This window comes from Streptomyces sp. NPDC059373 (genome assembly GCF_042751495.1).
Taxonomy (GTDB): Bacteria; Actinomycetota; Actinomycetes; order Streptomycetales; family Streptomycetaceae; genus Actinacidiphila.
Map to the genome: position 1 here is coordinate 14,853 of NZ_JBHYXC010000047.1, position 18,709 is coordinate 33,561.

Sequence of the window (18,709 nt, forward strand, 5' to 3'; positions counted from 1 at the left end):
GGTTACGTCGCCGTAGTGCCAAGCCGGGCCCCCGTCGCGCAGTAGCGGCGGGGGCCCGGGGCGTTCAGAGGCCGCCGCCCCAGCCGGCGCCGGTGAGCCACAGCAGCGCGACGATCGTGTCGATGCCGCCCAGGACCAGCGCGACGACGGCCGGGATGGACTTGCTGCCGCCCCAGGTGCGGCCCATGGCGAGCCAGCCGCAGACGATGGCGACCGGGCCGAGCACGATGCCCAGGACGAAGAAGCCCGCGATGGCGCAGATCACGCCGATGACGGCCAGAGTTCCGGTATCGGTACGGGTAGAGGTTCGAACCGGCATGGCACCTCCCTCGGTGTCAAGAGTTCGCCTGCCCCGTGCCGCCCGGATTATTGGTCGACGATCTGGAACGCCCTGACGGTGTGCCGGGACTCCGGTACCCAACTCCCGGACGGGAAGGTCACGAAGTCCCCCTCGGTGGCGCACTCACGGCTCTGATAGGTCGTCACCAGCCGCCCCGTGCGGTTGACGAAGGACTTCGCGCTCACCCCCTCCGGCAGCGGCACGCACGAGTTGACGTCGGTGTCGGCCAGCTCGTGGACCGTACGGCCGCCCTGGTAGCCGGGCTTGGCCCACAGGCACAGCTCGCCCGGCGAGCAGTCGCCCGCGGGGGCGGCGGTGGCGGGCGCGGCGGTGGCCGGGACGATGGCGGCGGCCGCGGTGAGGGCGGCGGCGGTCAGGATCTTGCGCATGTGGATCACTCCCCGTGTCGTATGAGCCGTAAGAGGCGTTGATCAGCTTCGTCGGGTCACGCAACCGGTAAAAGGGGATGAGTCCGATTTCACCCTGATAGGGAGTTGACAGCAGCCGTGTTACGCGGGGGTATCGTGTGCCCCCCAATGTGCAATCCGGACCCAGGGATTCCAGTGATCGAGACGCCGCCTTCGGCCGGACTGCGCGAGCGCAAGAAGCAGCGCACCCGCGACGCCCTGGTCCGCGCCGCGGTCGAACTGTTCGTCCGAAAGGGCTACGAGCGCACCACGGTCGACGAGATCGCGGCGGCGGTCGACGTCTCCCAGCGCACCTTCTTCCGGTACTTCGCCAACAAGGAGGAAGTCGCGCTCGCCCTGGAGGAGACCTCGGGAGAGCAGTTCGTGGACGCCGTGGCCGCGAGGCCGGCCGGTGAGGCGCCCTTCGAGGCACTGCGCGGAGCACTGGTCGAGTCGTGGGACAACATCGGCGCCACAATCGGCGCAATTGTCCCCATATCGGTCCATCTGAGGCTCTATCGGCTCATCGAGTCGACGCCCGCGCTGCTCGCCGCGCAGATGCGGCGATCGGCCGCCACGGAGGAACGCCTCGCCCAAGTGATCGCACGCCGCGAGGGACTGGACCCGAGGAGCGATCCGCGCGCCCGGGTGCTGGTCGCCGCGTTCGTCGGCGTCGTGCGGTCGGCGCGGTGTGAATGGAGTCACGGAGAGGAGACGAGCGTGGAGTCGATGCGCCGTACCACCGAGGAGCATCTGGCCCTGCTGGCACCGGCACTTACACAGGACTGGGGACACCGTACGCGAAACGCGGGAATCCCCCCGTCTCAAACGTGACTTGAGTCACCACCGGCCCGGGGGAGGCTCCCCGTCTCCTATGGTTGCCCGTACCGCGTTTTCCCCGGGGTCACCCCTTTATCCCCCACGTACACCGCGAGGCGAAATCCTTGGGCTTTGTCGACGAGCGCTTCAGCTCGCCCTCCCTGCGGGCCCTACTGGCCCTGGCCGTGGTCTTTGTGATGCTGGCGACCACCGGCTGGACCGCCCTGCACCGCTCCAGGGGCTACACCGACCCGAGGACCGCCGCCGCGGCCTCCTGGCTCAAGGGCTCCGTGGGCGGCAGACACCTGCCGAGCCCCGAGGCCGGGGCCGACGCCGTAGCGCACTTCTTCGCCACGCTGTCCCCCACCCAGCGGCAGGGCCTCGCGGCCCGCTACCCCCTCGTCGTGGGCAACCTCAACGGCGCCCCGGTGTCGCTGCGCTATCAGGCCAACCGCATCGCGCTGGCCACCGCGGAGGCCGATGAGGCCAAACGCTCGCACAGCACCCTGCTCACCGCCGACGGCCGCCAGGAGGCGGGGCGCCTGGCCAACCGCTACGCCTCGCTGCTCAGCGACGGCCGGCAGATCCTCGCCTTCGACCCCACCGGGCGCGGCCGGGCCGCCGAGGTCTTCGGCGACCTGAGCACCGCCAAGCGGATCTCGGTGGTCGTCCCCGGCGTCGACACCGACATCCTGTCGTTCGAGCGCACCGTCAAGGCGTACTCGTCGCCGGTCGGCATGGCCCGCTCGCTCTACGCCTCCGAGCAGGCCGCCCAGCCGTCCGCCCACACCGCCGTCATCGCCTGGGCCGACTACATCACGCCCTCGGGCGTCGGCCTGGACGCCTCCACCGGTGAACTCGCCGAGGTCGGCGCGAAGCGGCTCAACGCCCTGCTCGCCTCGCTTCCGGCCAGCTCGCAGGTCTCGCTCTTCTGCCACTCGTACGGCTCCGTGCTGTGCGGCGTGGCCGCGCCCTCCCTGCCCGGCACCGGGGCCACCGTCTCCGACATCGCGGTCTTCGGCAGCCCCGGCATGCGGGTCCAGCGGGCCTCCGACCTGCACACCACCGCGCGCATCTGGGCCACCCGGGACGCCACCGACTGGATCAGCGACGTCCCCCACCTCGAGTTCGCCGGCCTCGGCCACGGCGCCGACCCGGTCTCCCACGCCTTCGGCGCCCGCGTCATCGACGCCACCGGCGCACAGGGTCACGCCGGCTACTTCCGCGAAGGCACCGGCAGCCTCGCCAATTTCACCCGTATAGCGCTCGGCAGCTACAGCTCCATCCGCTGCGCCACGGGCGCGGCCTGCACGGCGGGCGTGTGAGCCGCTACTCCCGCGCGGCCGACGTGGAGGACATGTCCGGGTAGCGGTCGCCGGCGACCTGGCCGGCGATCGGCTCGAGCCACTGCAGCTCGACGTCGTCGAGGGTGATCCGGGTGGCCGCGGTGTTCTCGCGGACGCGGTCGGCCTTGCGGGTGCCGGGGATGGGGACGACGGTGAGGCCGTGGACCTGGGCGCGCTGGTGGAGCCAGGCGAGGGCGATCTGGCCGAGGGTGGCGTCGTGGGCCTTGGCGGCCTTGCGCACCGGGTCGAGAAGGTCGGCGTTGCGCTTGGCGTTCTCGCCGGTGAAGCGGGGCTGGAACTGGCGGAAGTCGCCGCCGGAGAGGTCGGCGGCCGCGTCCTGGAAGGCGCCGGTGAGGAAGCCGCGCCCGAGCGGCGAGTACGGGACGACGGCGACGCCCAGCTCGGCGGCAGCGCCGACCAGGGAGATCTCGACGTCCCGGCTGAACAGCGACCACTCGGACTGGACGGCCGCTATCGGGTGCACGGCGTGCGCCTCGCGCAGCTCCGCGCCGGTGACCTCGGACAGGCCGAGGTGGCGGACCTTGCCCTCCTTGACCAGCTCGGCCATCGCGCCGACGGACTCCTCGAAGGGCACGGACGGGTCCCGCCGGTGCATGTAGTACAGGTCGATCACATCGACGCCGAGCCGCCGCAGGCTGCCCTCCACGGCCTCGCGGATGTACGCGCGGTCGTTGCGGATGCCCCGGTAGTGCGGGTCGGCGGCCTTCCGTACGATCGCGAACTTGGTCGCCAGGGTGATCTCGTCGCGGTGGGCGCGGACGAAGGGCGAGAGGAACTCCTCGTTGGCGCCCGAGCCGTACACGTCGGCGGTGTCGAAGAGGGTGACGCCCGCCGCGAGCGCGGCGTCGAGGGCGGCGCGGGCGGCGGCCTCGTCGGTGTCGCCGTAGAACTCGCTGATGCCCATGCAGCCCAGGCCCTGGATTCCGACCAGGGGTCCGCCGGTGCCGAGTGCGGTCTTTTGGATCTTTGCGTTGGCCATCGGGGTCAAGCCCTTTCCGCATACATGTCGATTTTGTGGTCAAGGACCGCAAGGGTGTCCTGGAGCTCGGCGATCCGGCGCAGCACGTCCACGCGGGTGCCTTCCAGCAGCTCGCGCCGGTCGCCCCGGGTGTGGTCGCCGAGGCGCACCAGCTCGGCGTAACGGACCATGTCCGCGACCGGCATCCCGGTCAGCCGCAGCTTGCCGACGAAGGCCAGCCAGTCGAGGTCCTTGTTGGTGAAGCGGCGCTGGCCGGTGTGGGACCGGTCGATGTGCGGCATCAGCCCGATCCGCTCGTACCAGCGCAGGGTGTGCGCGCTGAGCCCGGTGCAGGCGACGACCTCGCTGATCGTGTACTGGTCCCTGCCGTCCGGGAGCGGGTGTGCCGTATCGTCCTCGCAGCTGCGTACGCTGCCGGGCTTGCTCTTCGCCACCTGCGTCACGGTCATGTCTTCAACGCTAGAACCTTAGAGCGCACTCCAAGCAAACATTTTTCAACGCGGAGCTCTCAGATCACGGCCTTACCGCCGTAGACGGCGTCCAGAACGCTGTGATCCACGATCTTGGCGGCGTCCGGCAGCTTCTTCACCCCGGCGGCGCGCAGCGCCTTGAACATGTCGCCCGCGAGCAGCGACTCGTCGATCCGGAAGAGCCCCTTGGCCTTGGTGAGGTCGCTCTGCGTGAGCGGGATCTGCAGCTCGTTCTCGCGGGTCTGCTGCTTGAGGTCGAGACCGAGGTCGGCGCCGTACTTCTGTACGGCGAGCCCGGCGGCGGTCGCCGGGGCCTTGGCGTTGTCCTGCCAGCCGCGGATGGTGGCGCGCATGAAGCGCTCCAGGACGTCGGCCTTGGCGTCGAGGAAGGAGCGCTTGCTGAAGACGATGTCGGAGTACTGCGGCAGGCCGAGGTCGGCGTACGTGACGACCCGGTAGTCCTTGCCCTCCTTCATGCCCTTCTTCTCCTCCAGGGTGATCGGCTGGTTGGTGACGAAGCAGGTGTACGCCTTGCCCTGCTTCTCCAGCAGGGGTCCCGGGTCGTAGCCGACGGGCACGAAGGTGTAGTTCTTCGCCAGCCCGGCCACCGTGAAGATCGCGTCGAGCAGCGGCTGGACGCCCTGCTGCCCGAGGATCTTCGCGCCCACCAGGTCCTTCGCGCTGGTCACCGGGTCGGAGGCGAGTGAGAGCAGACCTCCGGGGCTGGTCTGGAACTGGGTGCCGATCATGACGAAGTCGTTGCCCTTGGGGATCGACTCCACGAGGGTCTGCATGCTGGCGTGGACGCCGATGTCCGCCGAGCCGACCGAGACGCTGACGGTCGGGTCGGGGGCGTTGGGGCCGCCGGCGACGAACTGGACGGTGAGGTTCTCGTCGGCGTAGTAGCCCTTGTCGTCGGCGATCCAGTAGCCGCCGAACTCGACGTTCTTGATCCAGCCGAGCGCCACCTTGAGGGTGGCCGGCGCCGCGGTCGAGGTCGACGTGCTCTTCGCGGTGGCGGTGTCCCCGCCACCGCAGGCGGCCAGCAGCCCGGACAGGCCGAGGCCACCGAGCCCTGCCGCGCGCAGCACATTCCGGCGGGACCAGTCGTTCATGGGTGGTGCTCCTTCGGCTTGTACGTGATTCGGGCGTACGGATCAGGAGAAGCGCTCGGCGCCGCGCCGTTCGAGCGCGCGGGCGACCGCGAAACAGGCCACCGAGACGACGGTGGCGACGAGGGCCGTGCCCCAGGCACGGGCGGTGTCCATGAAGGTGACGGACTCGGCGAACAGCCGGCCGAGGCCGTGCGTGCCGAGCAGGTACTCGGCGAGCATCGCCGCGAGCACGGTGGTGGGCGCGGTCAGCCGCAGAGCGACCAGCAGCCCGCGTACGGCGTGCGGAAGCAGCAGCAGACGCAGCCGGGTGGCCCTGGAGGCGTTCAGCACGGTGAAGAGATCCGTGGTCGCGGCGGGCGCCGAGCGCAGCCCGGAGCCGGTGAGCACGAAGGCCGGGAAGAACGACACGACGGTGGTGACCGCCAGCACCGCCGTGTTGCCGAAGCCGACCAGCCGGGCGATCACCGGGATCATGGCGACCACCGGCACCGACCGCATGATCAACGCCATCGGTGTCATCAGCCCCGACAGCACCGACGAGGCCCACACGGCGACCGCGAGGGCCGCGCCCAGCGCCATCCCGGCCAGCAGTCCGGCGCCGGCGTTGAGCAGCGTCCAGCCGAGGTCGGCGGCGTAGACGCCGGGGTGGCCGAGGACGTCACCGAAGACCGCGCCGGGGGTGGGGGCGACGATCTGGTTGAGCTGCTGCGTGCGGATCCACAAGGCCCAGGCCGCGATGAGCACGGCGACGGTCCAGTAGTGCGAGACCACGCGCAGTCCGGCCTTCACGCGAACCTCCGGGCGGCCAGGGCGCGCAGCCCGGTGAGCGCGAGGTACGCGGCGAGCGAGACCAGCGCGGAGGCCAGGGCGGCGGCCCACAGCAGGTCGACCTGGAAGTTCTGCATGGCGCTGACCAGCAGTACGCCCAGGCCGCGCGGCGCCCCGAACCACTCGCCGATGACGGCGCCGAGCACCGCGGCGGGCGCGGCGAGGGTGAGGCCGTCAAGCAGCAGCGGTACGGCGACCGGGAGTTGGAGGCGCAGCAGGCGGGTGCGGCGGGTGGCGCCGAGGGCGCGGAAGACGTCGAGGTGGGCGGCGCTCGCGGCGGCCAGGCCGGAGGTCGCGGCGACGAACATCGCGAATCCGGCGGCCAGGGCGGCGATGACGGCGGGGGTGCTGTCGCGGCCGACGGTGGTGATCAGCAGCGGCCCGAGGGCGATCAGCGGGATCGCGTTCACCACCGCCGCCAGCCGGTCCAGGCCCGGTTGGGCCGGCGGCGCCAGCACCCCGATCACGGCCACCGCGACCGCGACGGCGCCGCCCAGCGCGAAGCCGGTGCCCGCGGCGGCGGCCGTGGCGGCCAGCGCCCGGCCCAGCAGGCCCCGGGCCACCGGATCACCGAGGTAGGACACGACCTCCGTCAGAGGTGGCCAGTTGTCCCCGAGGAGCCGCAGCCGGCCGACGGCCTCCATGATGCCGAGCAGCAGCAGCGCGCCGGTGGCGGTCAGCGATGCCTGCCGCGTGCGCGGGCTCACCGGGCGGTCTCCGCGCTCTCGTCGAGGAGTTCGGTGAGCCGGTCGACGGTGTCGTGGAAGCCGGGGTCGCGGGTGACCTCGCGGCCTCGCGGGCGCGGCAGGGTGATCTCCTCGATGTGCCGGACCCGGCCCGGGCGGCCGGTGAGCACCACGACCCGGTCGGCGAGCAGTACGGCCTCGTCGACGTCGTGCGTGACCAAGAGGGTGGTGATCCGCTGCTCGGCCCAGATCCGGGCGAGTTCGAGGTTCATCCGGCGCCGGGTGACCGCGTCGAGCGCGCCGAACGGCTCGTCGAGCAGCAGCACTTCGGGCTCGAGGGCGAGCGCGCGGGCGATGGCCACGCGCTGCCGCATGCCGCCGGACAGCTGGCGCGGGCGGGCGTCGGCGAAGCCCGTGAGGCCCACGAGGTCCAGCAGCGCGCCGACGCGCTCGCGGTCGACCGGGCGGCCGGCCACCCGGAAGGGCAGGGCGATGTTGTTGAAGGCGCTGGACCACGGCAGCAGGGCGTGCTCCTGGAAGGCGACGCCGAGGCGGTGGCCGCGTACCAGCTCGCCCGGCGGCCCGCCCTCCACCAGGGCCTCGCCGGCGCTCGGCTCCTCCAGCCCGGCGAGCATCCGCAGCACGGTGGACTTGCCGCAGCCGGACGGCCCGAGCAGTGCCACGAACTCGCCCTGCCCCACGGTCAGGTCCACCCCGTCCAGGGCCTGTACGGTGCGGCCGCGGCGCAGCGGGAACTCCTTGGACACGCCGCGCAGTTCGATCGCGGCCGGTGCGGGCGCGGCGGATGCGGGCGCGGCCGCTGCGGGCGTCTGGGCGTCCGGCTGCGTGGCGCTGTCCATGGCCTCGATCATCCAGCCTCCCATGGCCGTGAACCATTCGGTTCACCGAACGTAGGGCCCCTTCGTTTCCCCGGCATTGCGGCCCCTGAGCCGCGCCGTTACACCCGGTCAGCGGCGGGTAATGTGCGGGCCATGCCCGACAACCCGGCCCTGCCCGAGCGCGAACGACTCCTGCGGCTCACCGCCGACCACGTACTGGAGCACGGGGTCGCCGGGATGACGCTGCGCCGGCTGGGCCAGGCCATCGGCACCAACAACCGCATGCTGCTGTACTACTTCGGCTCCAAGGAGGAGCTGATCTCGGCGGCCCTGATCGAGGCCGGCCGCCGCTTCCCCGTACTGGCACGGGCGTTTGCCATCCTGGAGGACCAGCGGCGCCCGCTCCTCGACCGCATCACCGCCGCGTGGGACGCCGTCGCCGCAGCGGAGAACCTGCCCTTCCACCGCACCTTCTTCGAGGTCCTCGGCCTCGCCGTCCACCAACGCGGCCGCTTCGACGCCTTCCTCGGCGCCGTCGGCACCGACTGGCGCGACCAGGTCGCCGCCTGCCTCCGCCGCGACGGCGTCCCCGCCCCCCTCGCCGACGACCTCGCCCGCGAACTCGTCGCCCTCTGGCGCGGCCTCCAACTCGACCTCATCACCTCGGGCGACCGGGCCGGGACCAACCGTACGAACGCAGCCGTCGCGGCATCCATCGCCGAACGTGCCGCGGCAGCTACGAAGCCATAGGGATCTTCGGGACGACGATGTCGAGCGGCCCGTCCGGGATGGCGACCGCGTCCGCGCTCCAGCCCCAGATGGAGCAGAGCCTGCGGCGGGGGTCGTTGTGCCCGTCCCGGCCGTGCAGGACGCGGTAGTTGTCGATGCAGATCATGTCGCCGGCCTCGGCGCGGAACATGGGGCCGGTGTCGCGGGCGGCGTTGACGACCGTCTCCCAGCGGCGTACGTAGGGCCAGTGCGCGGCCTCGTCCGGTCCTTCGACGGGCGCGAGGTAGGGGTGGTAGCGCCCCTGGAGGCGGCCGGAGGGGGTGCGGCGGGCGATGGGGGCGAAGGTGCCCTGGGGGTAGTTCGGCTCGGAGTGGTCGATGTCGACGGTGCGGCAGAAGTCGGCGAGGTCCGCGTGCCCGGGGTCGGCGGCCAGCAGGTCGAGCAGCCGGGCGGTGTCGATGAGGAAGGAGTCGCCGCCCACCGCCGCGGGGCGCTCGCACCAGAGGAAGAGGTGGTCGGGGGCGTAGTCGCCGAAGGCGAAGCCGTCGTTGTGGGCGACCATCCGCTCCTCCGCGGAGCCGAAGTCGCGCTTGCGGCCGCGCTTGTCGGCGGGCTGGGCGTGGACCGCCATGGCCTCGCGCCGGCCCTTCTCCTTCGTCGCCTCGAACTGCGTGCCGACACGGACGCTCTTCGCGCCCATGATCTCCGCGCCGAAGGCGATGGCCGACGCCTCGTCGTACAGGCCGGTCACGACGGCCGCGCCGTCGCGCGCGATGGTCTCCCTGGCCTCGTCCGCACCGGACACCCTGCGGGGGATGAAGCTCGCCGAACTGACGTCCATCACTCTGCCTCCACACGCTTGAACCGATCGGTTCATCCACGGTAGGCGGGCCGTGTTTCATGCCGGTATCGCCACCGTTAGGCTCGCTGCCATGGAGAGCCTCAGCCTGATCGAGACCTGGTCCGTCACCGACGCGGCGGCGGCTGTCATCCGCCGCGACGGCACGGTGGCGGGCACACACGGACCCCAGGCGCGCCCCTTCCGGCTCGCGTCGGTCACCAAGCTCCTCACGGCGTACGCGGCGCTCGTCGCGTACGAGGAGGGTGTCTTCGAGCTGGACGACCCCGCCGGGCCCCAGGGCTCGACCGTGCGCCACCTGCTCGCGCACGCCTCCGGGCTGGCCTTCGACGAGCCGCGCGTCGTGGCCGCCCCGGGCGCCCGGCGGCTCTACTCCAACGCCGGCTTCGAGGCACTCGGCGACCACATCGCCAAGGCCGCCGAGATCCCCTTCCCCGAGTACCTGCGTCAGGCCGTCCTGCAGCCGCTGGGCATGACCGCGACCTCCCTGCCCGGCTCCCCCGCCGCCGACGGCATCTCCACCGCCGCCGACCTCGCCCTCTTCGCGGCGGAGATCCAGGCGCCGCGCCTGCTGCACCCCTCGACGCTGGCGCAGGCGACCTCGGTCGTCTTCCCCGGGCTGCGGGGCGTCCTGCCCGGCTACGGCAACCAGAACCCCAACGACTGGGGGCTGGGCTTCGAACTGCGGGACGGCAAGTCCCCGCACTGGACCGGCGCTTCGTCCTCACCGCGTACGTACGGCCACTTCGGCCAGTCCGGCACCTTCCTGTGGGCCGACCCGGACGCCGGCGCGGCCTGCGTCGTCCTGACGGACCGTGACTTCGGGGCCTGGGCCGTGCCGGTGTGGCCCGCGCTGACCGACGCGGTCCTGGCGGAACTGCGCGCCTAGGCCGCGCCGCTCCTAGGCCCCTCCTAGGCCCCCAACTGCGCCAGCACCAGCGGGATGTCGCCGCACGGCCACCGCCGGACCCCGCCCGGGGCGTCGGGCCCCTTGAGCAGCGACCCCGCGAGGTGCCGGGTGTCGGTGGACGCGGCGACCCGGCCCCGGGCGTTGACCAGGCACGCGGGGCCCGGGAGGAGCCGCAGCAGCGGGACGACGGCGGCCTCGAAGTGCCGGAGGTACACGTCCGCGGCGGCGACGCCCAGGAAGCGGCCGCCGTGGTGCACGGGCACGGACAGGGTGAGGCTGTACTCGTCGGAGCAGAGGTAGTCGACGTACGGGCCGGCGCAGGCCCGCTCCCCGGTCTCCCTCGGCAGCGCGAACCAGTCCCAGTGGGTGTAGTCGGAGTAGGCCGACGTATGCGGGTCCAGGTCGAGCAGCAGGGGCCGCAGTTCGCCGTCCCGGCTGGTCTGCCACCACTCCAGCCAGGCCGGTGCGTCGCCCAGCAGCCCCGGCTCGGCGATGAAGCCGATGCCGGAGATGAGGTCCCTGTGCCGCCGGAGGCGGTCGTGGAGCAGGGGCCGCAGGCCGGCCAGGTCGGCCGTGGTGAGTGCCCGGCCGGCGGCGCGTACGGCGGCGATGGCGACCGTGCGGTCGCGGACCCGGGCGACGGCCTCGAAGACGTCCTCCAGGGTGTCGCGCACCCGGTCGACGACGTCGGCCACGTCAACGGAAGTGGTGGTGATCGCCACGGTGGTTTGCCTCCTAGCCGGAGTCGGCAAGGCGCAGTTCGATCAGACGCGCCATCGCGTCCCTCACGCGCCGCTCGGCCAGTGATCCGGCCTGCTCCGCGTCGCCGTCCCGTACGGCGCGCATCAGAGCGCGCTGCAGCCGGGCCACGGACGCGGGGCCGTCGTCCTCCCCGAGTGCGAGACAGATTAGCGCCCCGATCTCCGCCTGGATACGGATCTCTTCCTTGGTGAGACGGGCGGACTGCGCGGCGGCGGCCAGTTCGACGTGGAAGCGCCCGTATATCCGCCCCCGGGCGGCCAGATCGTCCGCCGCCTCGAACTCGTCCAGGGAGCGCAGCAGCGCCGCGAGGTCGCCGGGTTCGGTGCGCTCGGCGGCGAGCCGGGCGGCGGTGCCGGAGATGGCGGCCCAGTGGTCGCCGAGGTCGCGCAGCTCCTCCGTGCTCCAGTCGGTGAGGCGGTGCCCGAGCCGGGCCGCGCGCGGCTGGTCGGGGACGGTGACGAAGCTGCCGCCGCCGCGGCCCCGCCGGGTGGTGACCAGGCCCTGCTGGCGCAGCGCCATCAGAGCCTCGCGCAGGGTCACGGTGGAGACCCCGAGGCGGGCGGAGAGTTCGCTCTCGCCGGGGAGTTGTTCCCCGTCGGCGAGCAGGCCGAGGTCGATGGCGTCGGCGAGCCGCCGTACGACGGCGTCGACCCTGGCCAGATTGTCGACCGGAGCGAAGACCGCATGCAGGGCGCCACCCGAAAGCTTGTTCACGAGCACGAGCACACCTTCTCACTTGGCGAAAGCTTTACCCCAGCCGGATCTTGTCCTTTGAAATATAACTTCATATGTTTGCGGTCAACGCTCGACCGAACAGAAAGGTTCCTCCGCCCATGGCCATACGCCTGCGCGGCCTGCGCAAGTCCTTCGGCCAGGTCGAGGCGGTCGCCGGGGTCGACCTGGAGATCGGCGACGGCGAGTTCTTCTCGATGCTGGGCCCCTCCGGCTCCGGCAAGACCACCGTGCTGCGCATGATCGCCGGCTTCGAGGCCCCGACCGCCGGCACCGTCGAGCTGGCGGACCAGGACGTGACCCGGCTCGCGCCCTTCGAGCGGGACGTCAACACCGTGTTCCAGGACTACGCCCTCTTCCCGCACATGACCGTCGAGCAGAACGTCGCGTACGGACTGAAGATCCGCCGGGCCCCCAAGGCCGAGCGCGCCGAGCGGGCCCGCGAGGCGCTCGCCTCCGTCCAGCTGGCCGACTTCGGCAAGCGCCGCCCCGCCCAGCTCTCCGGCGGCCAGCGGCAGCGCGTCGCGCTCGCCCGCGCCCTGGTCAACCGGCCGAAGGTGCTGCTGCTCGACGAGCCGCTGGGCGCCCTCGACCTGAAGCTGCGCGAACAGATGCAGGTCGAGCTGAAGGCCCTGCAGCGCGAGGTCGGCATCACCTTCGTCTTCGTCACCCACGACCAGGAGGAGGCGCTGACCATGAGCGACCGGATCGCGGTGTTCAACCGCGGCCGGATCGAGCAGGTCGGCACGCCTGCCGAGGTGTACGAACGGCCCGCCACGCCCTTCGTCGCCGGCTTCGTCGGTACGTCCAACCTGCTGACCGACCAGGACGGTACGTACAGCATCCGGCCCGAGAAGATCCGGCTGCTCGACGACAAGGCCCCGGCCGGCACCGGCGACGACCTGCGCACCGTCACCGGCACCGTCGCGGAGGTCGTCTACCTCGGCGACTCCACCCGCTTCCTGGTCGACCTCGACGAGGGCGGCCGGCTCACCGCCCTCCAGCAGAACCACGAGACCTCCTCGGCGGAGGTCGCCGCCTACCGCGGCACCCGCGTCCGCCTCCAGTGGCACCGCCGCCACAACGTCTTCGTCACCACCCCGGAAGTCCCCGAAGCCCCGGAAGCCCCGGAAACGGAGTCCACGTGCGTCTGACCCGTACCCTCGTCGCCTGTACGGTGCTGGCCCTCGCCACCGCCTGCGGATCGTCCGGCAGCAGTACCGACAGCTCCAACGGCGCCTTCACCCCGCCCAAGCTCAGCGCCCAGAAGACCCTCGGCAAGACCGAGGGCACGGTCAACCTGATCGCCTGGGCCGGCTACGCCGAGGACGGCTCCAACGACAAGTCCGTCGACTGGGTGACGCCCTTCGAGAAGCAGACCGGCTGCAAGGTCAACACCAAGGTCGCCGGGACCTCGGACGAGATGGTCAGCCTGATGAAGACCGGCCAGTACGACGCCGTCTCCGCCTCCGGCGACGCGTCGCTGCGCCTGATCGCCTCCGGTGACGCCGCCCCGGTCAACACCGATCTCGTCCCCAACTACAAGAACATCTTTTCCAGCCTCAAGCTGCAGAAGTGGAACTCCGTCAACGGGGTCGCCTACGGCATCCCGCACGGCCGCGGCGCCAACCTGCTGATGTACCGCACCGACAAGGTCTCCCCCGCCCCCACGTCCTGGTCGGCGGTCTTCGACAAGTCGTCCGCGTACAAGGGCCATGTCACCGCCTACGACTCCGCCATCTACATCGCGGACGCCGCGCTCTACCTGATGAAGACCAAGCCGTCGCTGGGCATCAAGGACCCGTACGCCCTCGACCAGAAGCAGTTCGACGCGGCCGTGGCCCTGCTCAAGGAGCAGAACGCCAACGTCGGCGAGTACTGGAGCGACTACCTGAAGGAGATCTCCGCCTTCAAGAGCGGCGACTCCGTCATCGGCACCACCTGGCAGGTCATCGCCAACCTCGCCCAGTCCGAGAAGGCCAAGGTCAAGGCGATCCTGCCGAGCGAGGGCTCCACCGGCTGGTCCGACACCTGGATGATCTCGGCCAAGGCCAAGCACCCCAACTGCGCCTACAAGTGGCTGGACTGGATCGTCTCGCCCAAGGTCAACGCCCAGGTCGCCGAGTGGTTCGGTGAGGCCCCGGCCGATTCCAAGTCCTGCGACTACACCGCCGACAAGAGCTTCTGCACCACGTACCACGCGGCCGACGAGTCGTACTGGAAGCAGGTGCACTTCTGGAACACGCCCATCCCGCAGTGCCTCGACGGCCGTACGAACGTGACGTGCGTGCCCTACGCCAAGTGGGTCCAGGCCTGGACCGAGATCAAGGGCTGAACACGACCATGAACGACACCTTCGGGCGGCGGATCGCAGGCATGCTGCACCGCCGCCCGCGGCTCCGGCTCTCCCTGCTGCTCTCCGCCCCGCTGCTGTGGCTGGTGCTGGCGTATCTGGGCTCGCTCGCCGCGCTCTTCCTCTCCGCCTTCTGGACGACCGACCCCTTCACCTCCGATGTCGTGAAGTCCTGGAGCACGGACAACTTCCGTACGCTCCTCACCACTTCGGTCTACCGGGACGTCGCCCTGCGCAGCCTCACCGTCGCCGTCGCGGTGACCGTGATCGACGCCGTCATCGCCTTCCCCATCGCCTTCTACACGGCCCGGGTGGCCAGTCCGAGGTACCGCCATCTGCTGGTGGTGGCCATCCTCACCCCGCTGTGGGCGAGTTACCTGGTCAAGGCGTACGCCTGGCGGATCATCCTCTCCGAAGGCGGCCCGCTGGACTGGCTGCTGAAGCCGCTGGGGCTGCACGGCCCCGGCTACGGACTGCCGGCCGTCATCATGGTGCTGGCGTATCTGTGGCTGCCGTACATGATCCTGCCGATCCACGCGGGCCTGGAGCAACTGCCCGCCAACCTCCTTGACGCGTCGGCCGATCTGGGCGCCCGCACCTGGCGGACCTTCCGGTCCGTGGTGCTGCCGATGGTCTTCCCGTCGATCGCCGCGGGATCGGTCTTCACCTTCTCGCTGAGCCTCGGCGACTACATCGCGGTCCAGATCGTCGGCGGCAAGACCCAGCTCATCGGCAACCTCGTCTACTCCAACATCACCCTCGACCTGCCGCTGGCCGCGGCGCTGGGCACCGTGCCGGTGGCGATCATCGTCCTCTATCTGCTCGCCGTCCGCCGCAGCGGCGCGCTCGCCGCCATCTGAGAGGCCCGGGTCCATGCACCTCTCCCGTCCCGCACGCATAGCCCTGCGGACCGCCGCCGCCCTCGGCTTCGCCGTCATCTACGTCCCGCTGCTGCTGGTCCTGGTCAACTCCCTCAACGCCGACCGCGGTTTCGGCTGGCCACCCACCAGCCTCACCCTCCACTGGTGGACCGACGCCTGGCACAGCTCCGGCGCCCGCGACGCCCTGTGGACCTCGGTCAAGGCCGGCCTCGGCGCCACCGCGATCTCGCTGGTCCTCGGGACACTGATCGCCTTCGCCGTGCAGCGCTACCGGTTCTTCGGCCGCGAGGCCCTGTCCTTCGTGGTCGTCCTGCCGATCGCGCTGCCCGGCATCATCACCGGCATCGCCCTCAACACCGCCTTCCGTACGGTCCTCGAACCGCTCGGCGTCGGGCTGGGGCTCTTCACGGTCATCGTCGGACACGCCACCTTCTGCATCGTCGTCGTCTTCAACAACGTCATCGCCCGGCTACGGCGGACCTCGGGCTCGTACGAGGAAGCGGCCATGGATCTGGGCGCCGACACCTTCCAGGTCTTCCGGGACATCACCTTCCCGCTGGTGCGCTCCGCGCTGCTGGCGGGCGGTCTGCTCGCGTTCGCGCTGTCCTTCGACGAGATCGTCGTGACGACCTTCACCGCGGGTCCGGGCGTGCAGACCCTCCCCATCTGGATCTTCAGCAACATGGCCCGCCCGCAACAGGCCCCGGTGGTCAATGTGGTGGCCGCCGTTCTGATCCTGCTGTCCGTGATCCCCATCTACCTCGCCCAACGGCTGTCGGCGGACACCGCGTCCGGCGGCCGGATCTGAAAGGCCCGTTCCCATGACCCAAGTCGACACCCCGTCCTCGCAAGAGGCCGCCGACACCGCGCAGCTCGCGGCCCTCGGCTACCGGCAGCAACTCACCCGCGCCCTCGGGCTGTGGTCCAACTTCGCCGTCGGCTTCACCTACCTCTCGCCGCTGGTGGGTGTGTACTCGGTCTTCGACTACGGCCTCGCCACCGGCGGCCCGTCCTTCTTCTGGACGATCCCGCTGGTCGTCATCGGCCAGGGGCTGGTGCTCCTCACCTTCGCCGAGGTCTCGTCCCAGTACCCGCTGGCCGGCGGGATCTACCAGTGGTCGAAGCGGCTGGTCGGGCCCAAGTACGCCTGGCTGTCCGGCTGGATGTACACCTGGGCGCTGCTGGTGACAGTCGCCTCGGTGGCGTACCCGATCGCGACGTACGCGGGCCCACTGCTCGGCTATCCGGTCGACCACGCCACCACCGTGGGCACCACGGTCGTCGTCATCCTGCTGTGCGCGGCGGTCAATCTCCTCGGCGTCCGCAGACTGGCGTTCGTGGCGAACATCGGCGTCGTCGCCGAGGTGCTGGGGACCATAGGACTCGGCCTGTATCTGCTGTTCTTCCATCGCGAGCAGGGCATCGGCGTCGTGCTGCACACCTCCGGCGCCGGGGGCACGGGTGGCTACTTCGGGGCGTTCCTCGCCTCCTGTCTCTTCGCCGTCTGGATCTTCTACGGCTTCGAGGCGTGCGGCGACATCGCCGAAGAGGTCAAGGACCCCTCCCGCAAGGTCCCCCGCGCGATGGGCATGACCCTCGCGGTGGGTGCCGTCGCCACCGTCGTCCTCACCCTCGGCCTGGTCCTGGCCGTGCCGGACTTCGGCGCGGTGATCAGCGGCAAGAACGCCGACCCGCTCGGTGCGGTGCTCGCCGACGCGCTCGGCACCGGCGGCAGCAAGGTCGCCCTGGCCCTGATCGTGATCGGCTTCGTCTCCTGCACCCTGGCCATCCAGGCCGCGGCCGCCCGGCTCGTGTACTCCTTCGGCCGTGACGGAGTCATCGTCGGCGCCAAGCGGCTGTCCAAGCTCAGCCCCACCACCCACATGCCGCCGGCCGCTCTCGCGGTCACCGCCGTCGTCCCGGCCGCCATCGCCTTCCTGCCCTCGGCGACGGTGACCCGCATCATCACCTTCGCCGTGGTCGGCATCTACGTCGGCTTCCAGTCGGTCGTGCTCGCCTCCGTCATCGGCCGCGCCAGGGGCTGGCAGCCCGCGGGCAGCTTCCGCCTCGGCCGCTTCGGCTGGGCGGTCAACATCGCGGCGCTGGTCTACGGCGTCACCGCGATCGTCGTGCTGTCGGTCAAGACCCCGGCCAACGGGACCTCCTTCTTCGACCGCTGGATGGTGCCGCTGTCGGTCGGCATCGTCGCCGCGGTCGGGGTGCTCTACCTGCTCGTACTGCGGCCGAGGGAACACGTCGCCGAGGCCGACCGGGCGCCCGAGCCGGCCGCCGTCGCGGGGTAGGCGCGAGTCGCGCCCCGGCATCTGAGAGGCTTGGGCCGTGCCCGAATCCTCTCGAAACGACCACGGCGAGCCCGGACCGACAGCCAAGTCCGCCGCACCGGCGCATCCACACGCGGCGACACTCCGGCGACTGGAGAAGTCGTCCGGGCGGCTCGCCCAGAACGCGATCACGCGGATGGACGAGCAACTGCCGTGGTACCGGGCGATGCCGCCGGAGAACCGGTCGTGGATCGGACTGGTGGCCCAGGCCGGCATAGCGGCGTTCACCGAGTGGTTCCGGCACCCCGAGACGCCGCAGGCGATCAGCACCGACGTCTTCGGGACGGCCCCGCGCGAGCTGACCCGGGCGATCTCCCTGCGCCAGACCGTGGAGATGGTCCGGGTCACCATGCAGGTGATGGAGGCCGCGATCGACGAGGTCGCGGCGCCCGGCGACGAGGCCGTGCTGCGCGAGGCACTGCTCGTCTACGCACGCGAGATCGCCTTCGCGACGGCCCAGGTGTACGCGCAGGCGGCCGAGGCCCGGGGCGCGTGGGACGCGCGGCTGGAGTCGCTGGTCGTCAACTCGGTGCTGTCCGGCGAGGCCGACGAGGGCGTGCTGTCCCGGGCGGCGGCGCTGGGCTGGGGCTCCCCGGACAAGATCGTCGTCGTACTGGGGACCGCGCCCAACGGGGACAGCGAGCTGACCGTCGAGGCGATCCGCCGGGCCTCGCGGCACGCGAAGCTTCAGGTCCTCACCGGGGTGCTGGGCGACAGGCTGATCGTGGTCGCGGGCGGCGACGGGGATCCGATGCGGGTGGCGAAGTCGCTGATCGGGCCGTTCGCCGCCGGACCGGTGGTGGCCGGGCCGGTGGTCGGGGACCTGCTGTCGGCCACGAAGTCGGCGCAGGCGGCGGCGGCCGGGCTACGGGCGTGCGCGGCGTGGCCGGACGCGCCGCGCCCGGTGCTGGCGGACGATCTGCTGCCGGAGCGGGCGATGGCCGGGGACCGGGCGGCCCGGGAGCAGTTGGTGGAGGAGATCTACAGCCCGCTCGAGGAAGCGGGCTCAGCGCTGCTCGAGACGCTCTCCGTCTACCTGGAGCAGGCTTCGTCCTTGGAGGGAGCCGCGCGGATGTTGTTCGTTCACCCCAACACCGTTCGCTACCGGCTCCGACGTGTGACGGACGTCACCGGATGGTCGCCCTCGGATGTACGCTCTGCGTTCACGCTGCGCATCGCGCTTATCCTGGGACGACTCTCCGACGCCGGTCAGACACCCTGAGTACGCACAGTCTTTTGTGGGACACCAACAAATCACCCGTCGGTTCTTGGTCCCTGTCCCCACGGGCGT

21 protein-coding genes are annotated in these 18,709 nt (G+C 71.1%); 10 read left to right on the forward strand and 11 right to left on the reverse strand.

Features of this window, described 5'->3' with window-relative positions; all coding sequences use genetic code 11:
• Positions 1-64: 64 nt before the first annotated feature.
• Together ACFXJ5_RS35730 and ACFXJ5_RS35735 are read right to left on the reverse strand one after the other, a co-directional pair.
• The gene (locus ACFXJ5_RS35730; RefSeq protein ID WP_384640795.1) at positions 65-319 is read right to left on the reverse strand and encodes a small hydrophobic protein; all 255 of its coding nucleotides are present in this window, start codon (positions 317-319) and stop codon (positions 65-67) included.
• Positions 320-366: 47 nt separating this feature from the next.
• Positions 367-729, reverse strand: a complete 363-nt coding sequence (locus ACFXJ5_RS35735; protein ID WP_384640797.1) for a peptidase inhibitor family I36 protein — start codon at positions 727-729, stop codon at positions 367-369.
• Between the two features lie 174 nt (positions 730-903).
• Between ACFXJ5_RS35735 and ACFXJ5_RS35740 the strand changes: the two genes are divergently transcribed.
• The gene (locus ACFXJ5_RS35740; protein ID WP_384640799.1) at positions 904-1,581 is read left to right on the forward strand and encodes a TetR family transcriptional regulator; all 678 of its coding nucleotides are present in this window, start codon (positions 904-906) and stop codon (positions 1,579-1,581) included.
• A 110-nt stretch (positions 1,582-1,691) separates the two neighbouring features.
• On the forward strand, positions 1,692-2,891 hold the full coding sequence (locus ACFXJ5_RS35745; protein WP_384640802.1) for an alpha/beta hydrolase: 1,200 nt from the start codon (positions 1,692-1,694) through the stop codon (positions 2,889-2,891).
• A 4-nt stretch (positions 2,892-2,895) separates the two neighbouring features.
• Here the strand turns inward: ACFXJ5_RS35745 and ACFXJ5_RS35750 are convergent, their stop codons facing one another.
• The 6 genes from ACFXJ5_RS35750 to ACFXJ5_RS35775 are packed head-to-tail and all read right to left on the reverse strand — an operon-like array spanning position 2,896 to position 7,871.
• Entirely contained in the window at positions 2,896-3,912 is a 1,017-nt protein-coding gene (locus ACFXJ5_RS35750; RefSeq protein WP_384640805.1) for an aldo/keto reductase, read from the reverse strand.
• A gap of 5 nt (positions 3,913-3,917) precedes the next feature.
• On the reverse strand, positions 3,918-4,361 hold the full coding sequence (locus ACFXJ5_RS35755) for a MerR family transcriptional regulator (RefSeq protein ID WP_384640808.1): 444 nt from the start codon (positions 4,359-4,361) through the stop codon (positions 3,918-3,920).
• A 59-nt stretch (positions 4,362-4,420) separates the two neighbouring features.
• On the reverse strand, positions 4,421-5,497 hold the full coding sequence (locus tag ACFXJ5_RS35760; RefSeq protein WP_384640811.1) for an ABC transporter substrate-binding protein: 1,077 nt from the start codon (positions 5,495-5,497) through the stop codon (positions 4,421-4,423).
• Positions 5,498-5,539: 42 nt separating this feature from the next.
• Positions 5,540-6,286 carry an ABC transporter permease gene (locus ACFXJ5_RS35765; RefSeq protein WP_384640814.1) on the reverse strand — a complete coding sequence of 249 codons (747 nt, stop codon included), beginning with the start codon at positions 6,284-6,286 and terminating at the stop codon, positions 5,540-5,542.
• Positions 6,283-7,032, reverse strand: a complete 750-nt coding sequence (locus tag ACFXJ5_RS35770) for an ABC transporter permease (protein ID WP_384640817.1) — start codon at positions 7,030-7,032, stop codon at positions 6,283-6,285. The genes ACFXJ5_RS35765 and ACFXJ5_RS35770 overlap by 4 nt, the downstream gene beginning before the upstream one ends.
• A complete protein-coding gene (locus tag ACFXJ5_RS35775) occupies positions 7,029-7,871 on the reverse strand; it encodes an ABC transporter ATP-binding protein (protein ID WP_384640820.1) in 843 nt (280 codons plus the stop codon). The genes ACFXJ5_RS35770 and ACFXJ5_RS35775 overlap by 4 nt, the downstream gene beginning before the upstream one ends.
• Before the next feature lie 132 nt (positions 7,872-8,003).
• Here ACFXJ5_RS35775 and ACFXJ5_RS35780 point away from each other — a divergent pair, with 132 nt between their 5' ends.
• Positions 8,004-8,600, forward strand: a complete 597-nt coding sequence (locus ACFXJ5_RS35780; RefSeq protein WP_384640823.1) for a TetR/AcrR family transcriptional regulator — start codon at positions 8,004-8,006, stop codon at positions 8,598-8,600.
• Here ACFXJ5_RS35780 and ACFXJ5_RS35785 read toward each other — a convergent pair.
• A complete protein-coding gene (locus ACFXJ5_RS35785) occupies positions 8,587-9,420 on the reverse strand; it encodes a TauD/TfdA family dioxygenase (RefSeq protein ID WP_384640826.1) in 834 nt (277 codons plus the stop codon). The genes ACFXJ5_RS35780 and ACFXJ5_RS35785 overlap by 14 nt on opposite strands.
• A gap of 91 nt (positions 9,421-9,511) precedes the next feature.
• Between ACFXJ5_RS35785 and ACFXJ5_RS35790 the strand changes: the two genes are divergently transcribed.
• On the forward strand, positions 9,512-10,327 hold the full coding sequence (locus ACFXJ5_RS35790) for a serine hydrolase domain-containing protein (protein ID WP_384640829.1): 816 nt from the start codon (positions 9,512-9,514) through the stop codon (positions 10,325-10,327).
• A gap of 23 nt (positions 10,328-10,350) precedes the next feature.
• Here the strand turns inward: ACFXJ5_RS35790 and ACFXJ5_RS35795 are convergent, their stop codons facing one another.
• Both ACFXJ5_RS35795 and ACFXJ5_RS35800 read right to left on the reverse strand, forming a co-directional pair.
• Positions 10,351-11,070, reverse strand: a complete 720-nt coding sequence (locus ACFXJ5_RS35795; RefSeq protein ID WP_384640832.1) for a cache domain-containing protein — start codon at positions 11,068-11,070, stop codon at positions 10,351-10,353.
• 13 nt (positions 11,071-11,083) lie between these two features.
• The gene (locus tag ACFXJ5_RS35800) at positions 11,084-11,824 is read right to left on the reverse strand and encodes a FadR/GntR family transcriptional regulator (RefSeq protein WP_384640835.1); all 741 of its coding nucleotides are present in this window, start codon (positions 11,822-11,824) and stop codon (positions 11,084-11,086) included.
• 119 nt (positions 11,825-11,943) lie between these two features.
• Between ACFXJ5_RS35800 and ACFXJ5_RS35805 the strand changes: the two genes are divergently transcribed.
• From ACFXJ5_RS35805 to ACFXJ5_RS35830, 6 genes are read left to right on the forward strand one after another with little or no spacing between them, the layout of a single operon-like run.
• Positions 11,944-12,996: an ABC transporter ATP-binding protein gene (locus tag ACFXJ5_RS35805; protein WP_384640838.1), complete on the forward strand. Its 1,053-nt coding sequence runs from the start codon at positions 11,944-11,946 to the stop codon at positions 12,994-12,996.
• On the forward strand, positions 12,987-14,177 hold the full coding sequence (locus tag ACFXJ5_RS35810; RefSeq protein WP_384640840.1) for an ABC transporter substrate-binding protein: 1,191 nt from the start codon (positions 12,987-12,989) through the stop codon (positions 14,175-14,177). The genes ACFXJ5_RS35805 and ACFXJ5_RS35810 overlap by 10 nt, the downstream gene beginning before the upstream one ends.
• 8 nt (positions 14,178-14,185) lie before the next feature.
• Entirely contained in the window at positions 14,186-15,055 is an 870-nt protein-coding gene (locus ACFXJ5_RS35815) for an ABC transporter permease (protein ID WP_384640842.1), read from the forward strand.
• Between the two features lie 13 nt (positions 15,056-15,068).
• On the forward strand, positions 15,069-15,884 hold the full coding sequence (locus tag ACFXJ5_RS35820) for an ABC transporter permease (RefSeq protein WP_384640845.1): 816 nt from the start codon (positions 15,069-15,071) through the stop codon (positions 15,882-15,884).
• Between the two features lie 13 nt (positions 15,885-15,897).
• Entirely contained in the window at positions 15,898-17,379 is a 1,482-nt protein-coding gene (locus tag ACFXJ5_RS35825) for an amino acid permease (protein ID WP_384640848.1), read from the forward strand.
• A 37-nt stretch (positions 17,380-17,416) separates the two neighbouring features.
• Positions 17,417-18,640: a PucR family transcriptional regulator gene (locus ACFXJ5_RS35830; RefSeq protein ID WP_384640850.1), complete on the forward strand. Its 1,224-nt coding sequence runs from the start codon at positions 17,417-17,419 to the stop codon at positions 18,638-18,640.
• Positions 18,641-18,709 lie beyond the last annotated feature (69 nt).

What these genes read in the sequence shown, in the direction of transcription:
- ACFXJ5_RS35820 (WP_384640845.1), top strand. Translation starts at nt 15,069, where the DNA reads ATGCACCTCTCCCGTCCCGCACGCATAGCCCTGCGGACCGCCGCCGCC.
- ACFXJ5_RS35815 (WP_384640842.1), top strand. Translation starts at nt 14,186, where the DNA reads ATGAACGACACCTTCGGGCGGCGGATCGCAGGCATGCTGCACCGCCGC.
- ACFXJ5_RS35780 (WP_384640823.1), top strand. Translation starts at nt 8,004, where the DNA reads ATGCCCGACAACCCGGCCCTGCCCGAGCGCGAACGACTCCTGCGGCTC.
- ACFXJ5_RS35775 (WP_384640820.1), bottom strand. Translation starts at nt 7,871, where the DNA reads ATGGACAGCGCCACGCAGCCGGACGCCCAGACGCCCGCAGCGGCCGCG.
- ACFXJ5_RS35805 (WP_384640838.1), top strand. Translation starts at nt 11,944, where the DNA reads ATGGCCATACGCCTGCGCGGCCTGCGCAAGTCCTTCGGCCAGGTCGAG.
- ACFXJ5_RS35755 (WP_384640808.1), bottom strand. Translation starts at nt 4,361, where the DNA reads ATGACCGTGACGCAGGTGGCGAAGAGCAAGCCCGGCAGCGTACGCAGC.
- ACFXJ5_RS35730 (WP_384640795.1), bottom strand. Translation starts at nt 319, where the DNA reads ATGCCGGTTCGAACCTCTACCCGTACCGATACCGGAACTCTGGCCGTC.
- ACFXJ5_RS35790 (WP_384640829.1), top strand. Translation starts at nt 9,512, where the DNA reads ATGGAGAGCCTCAGCCTGATCGAGACCTGGTCCGTCACCGACGCGGCG.
- ACFXJ5_RS35750 (WP_384640805.1), bottom strand. Translation starts at nt 3,912, where the DNA reads ATGGCCAACGCAAAGATCCAAAAGACCGCACTCGGCACCGGCGGACCC.
- ACFXJ5_RS35760 (WP_384640811.1), bottom strand. Translation starts at nt 5,497, where the DNA reads ATGAACGACTGGTCCCGCCGGAATGTGCTGCGCGCGGCAGGGCTCGGT.
- ACFXJ5_RS35735 (WP_384640797.1), bottom strand. Translation starts at nt 729, where the DNA reads ATGCGCAAGATCCTGACCGCCGCCGCCCTCACCGCGGCCGCCGCCATC.
- ACFXJ5_RS35825 (WP_384640848.1), top strand. Translation starts at nt 15,898, where the DNA reads ATGACCCAAGTCGACACCCCGTCCTCGCAAGAGGCCGCCGACACCGCG.
- ACFXJ5_RS35785 (WP_384640826.1), bottom strand. Translation starts at nt 9,420, where the DNA reads ATGGACGTCAGTTCGGCGAGCTTCATCCCCCGCAGGGTGTCCGGTGCG.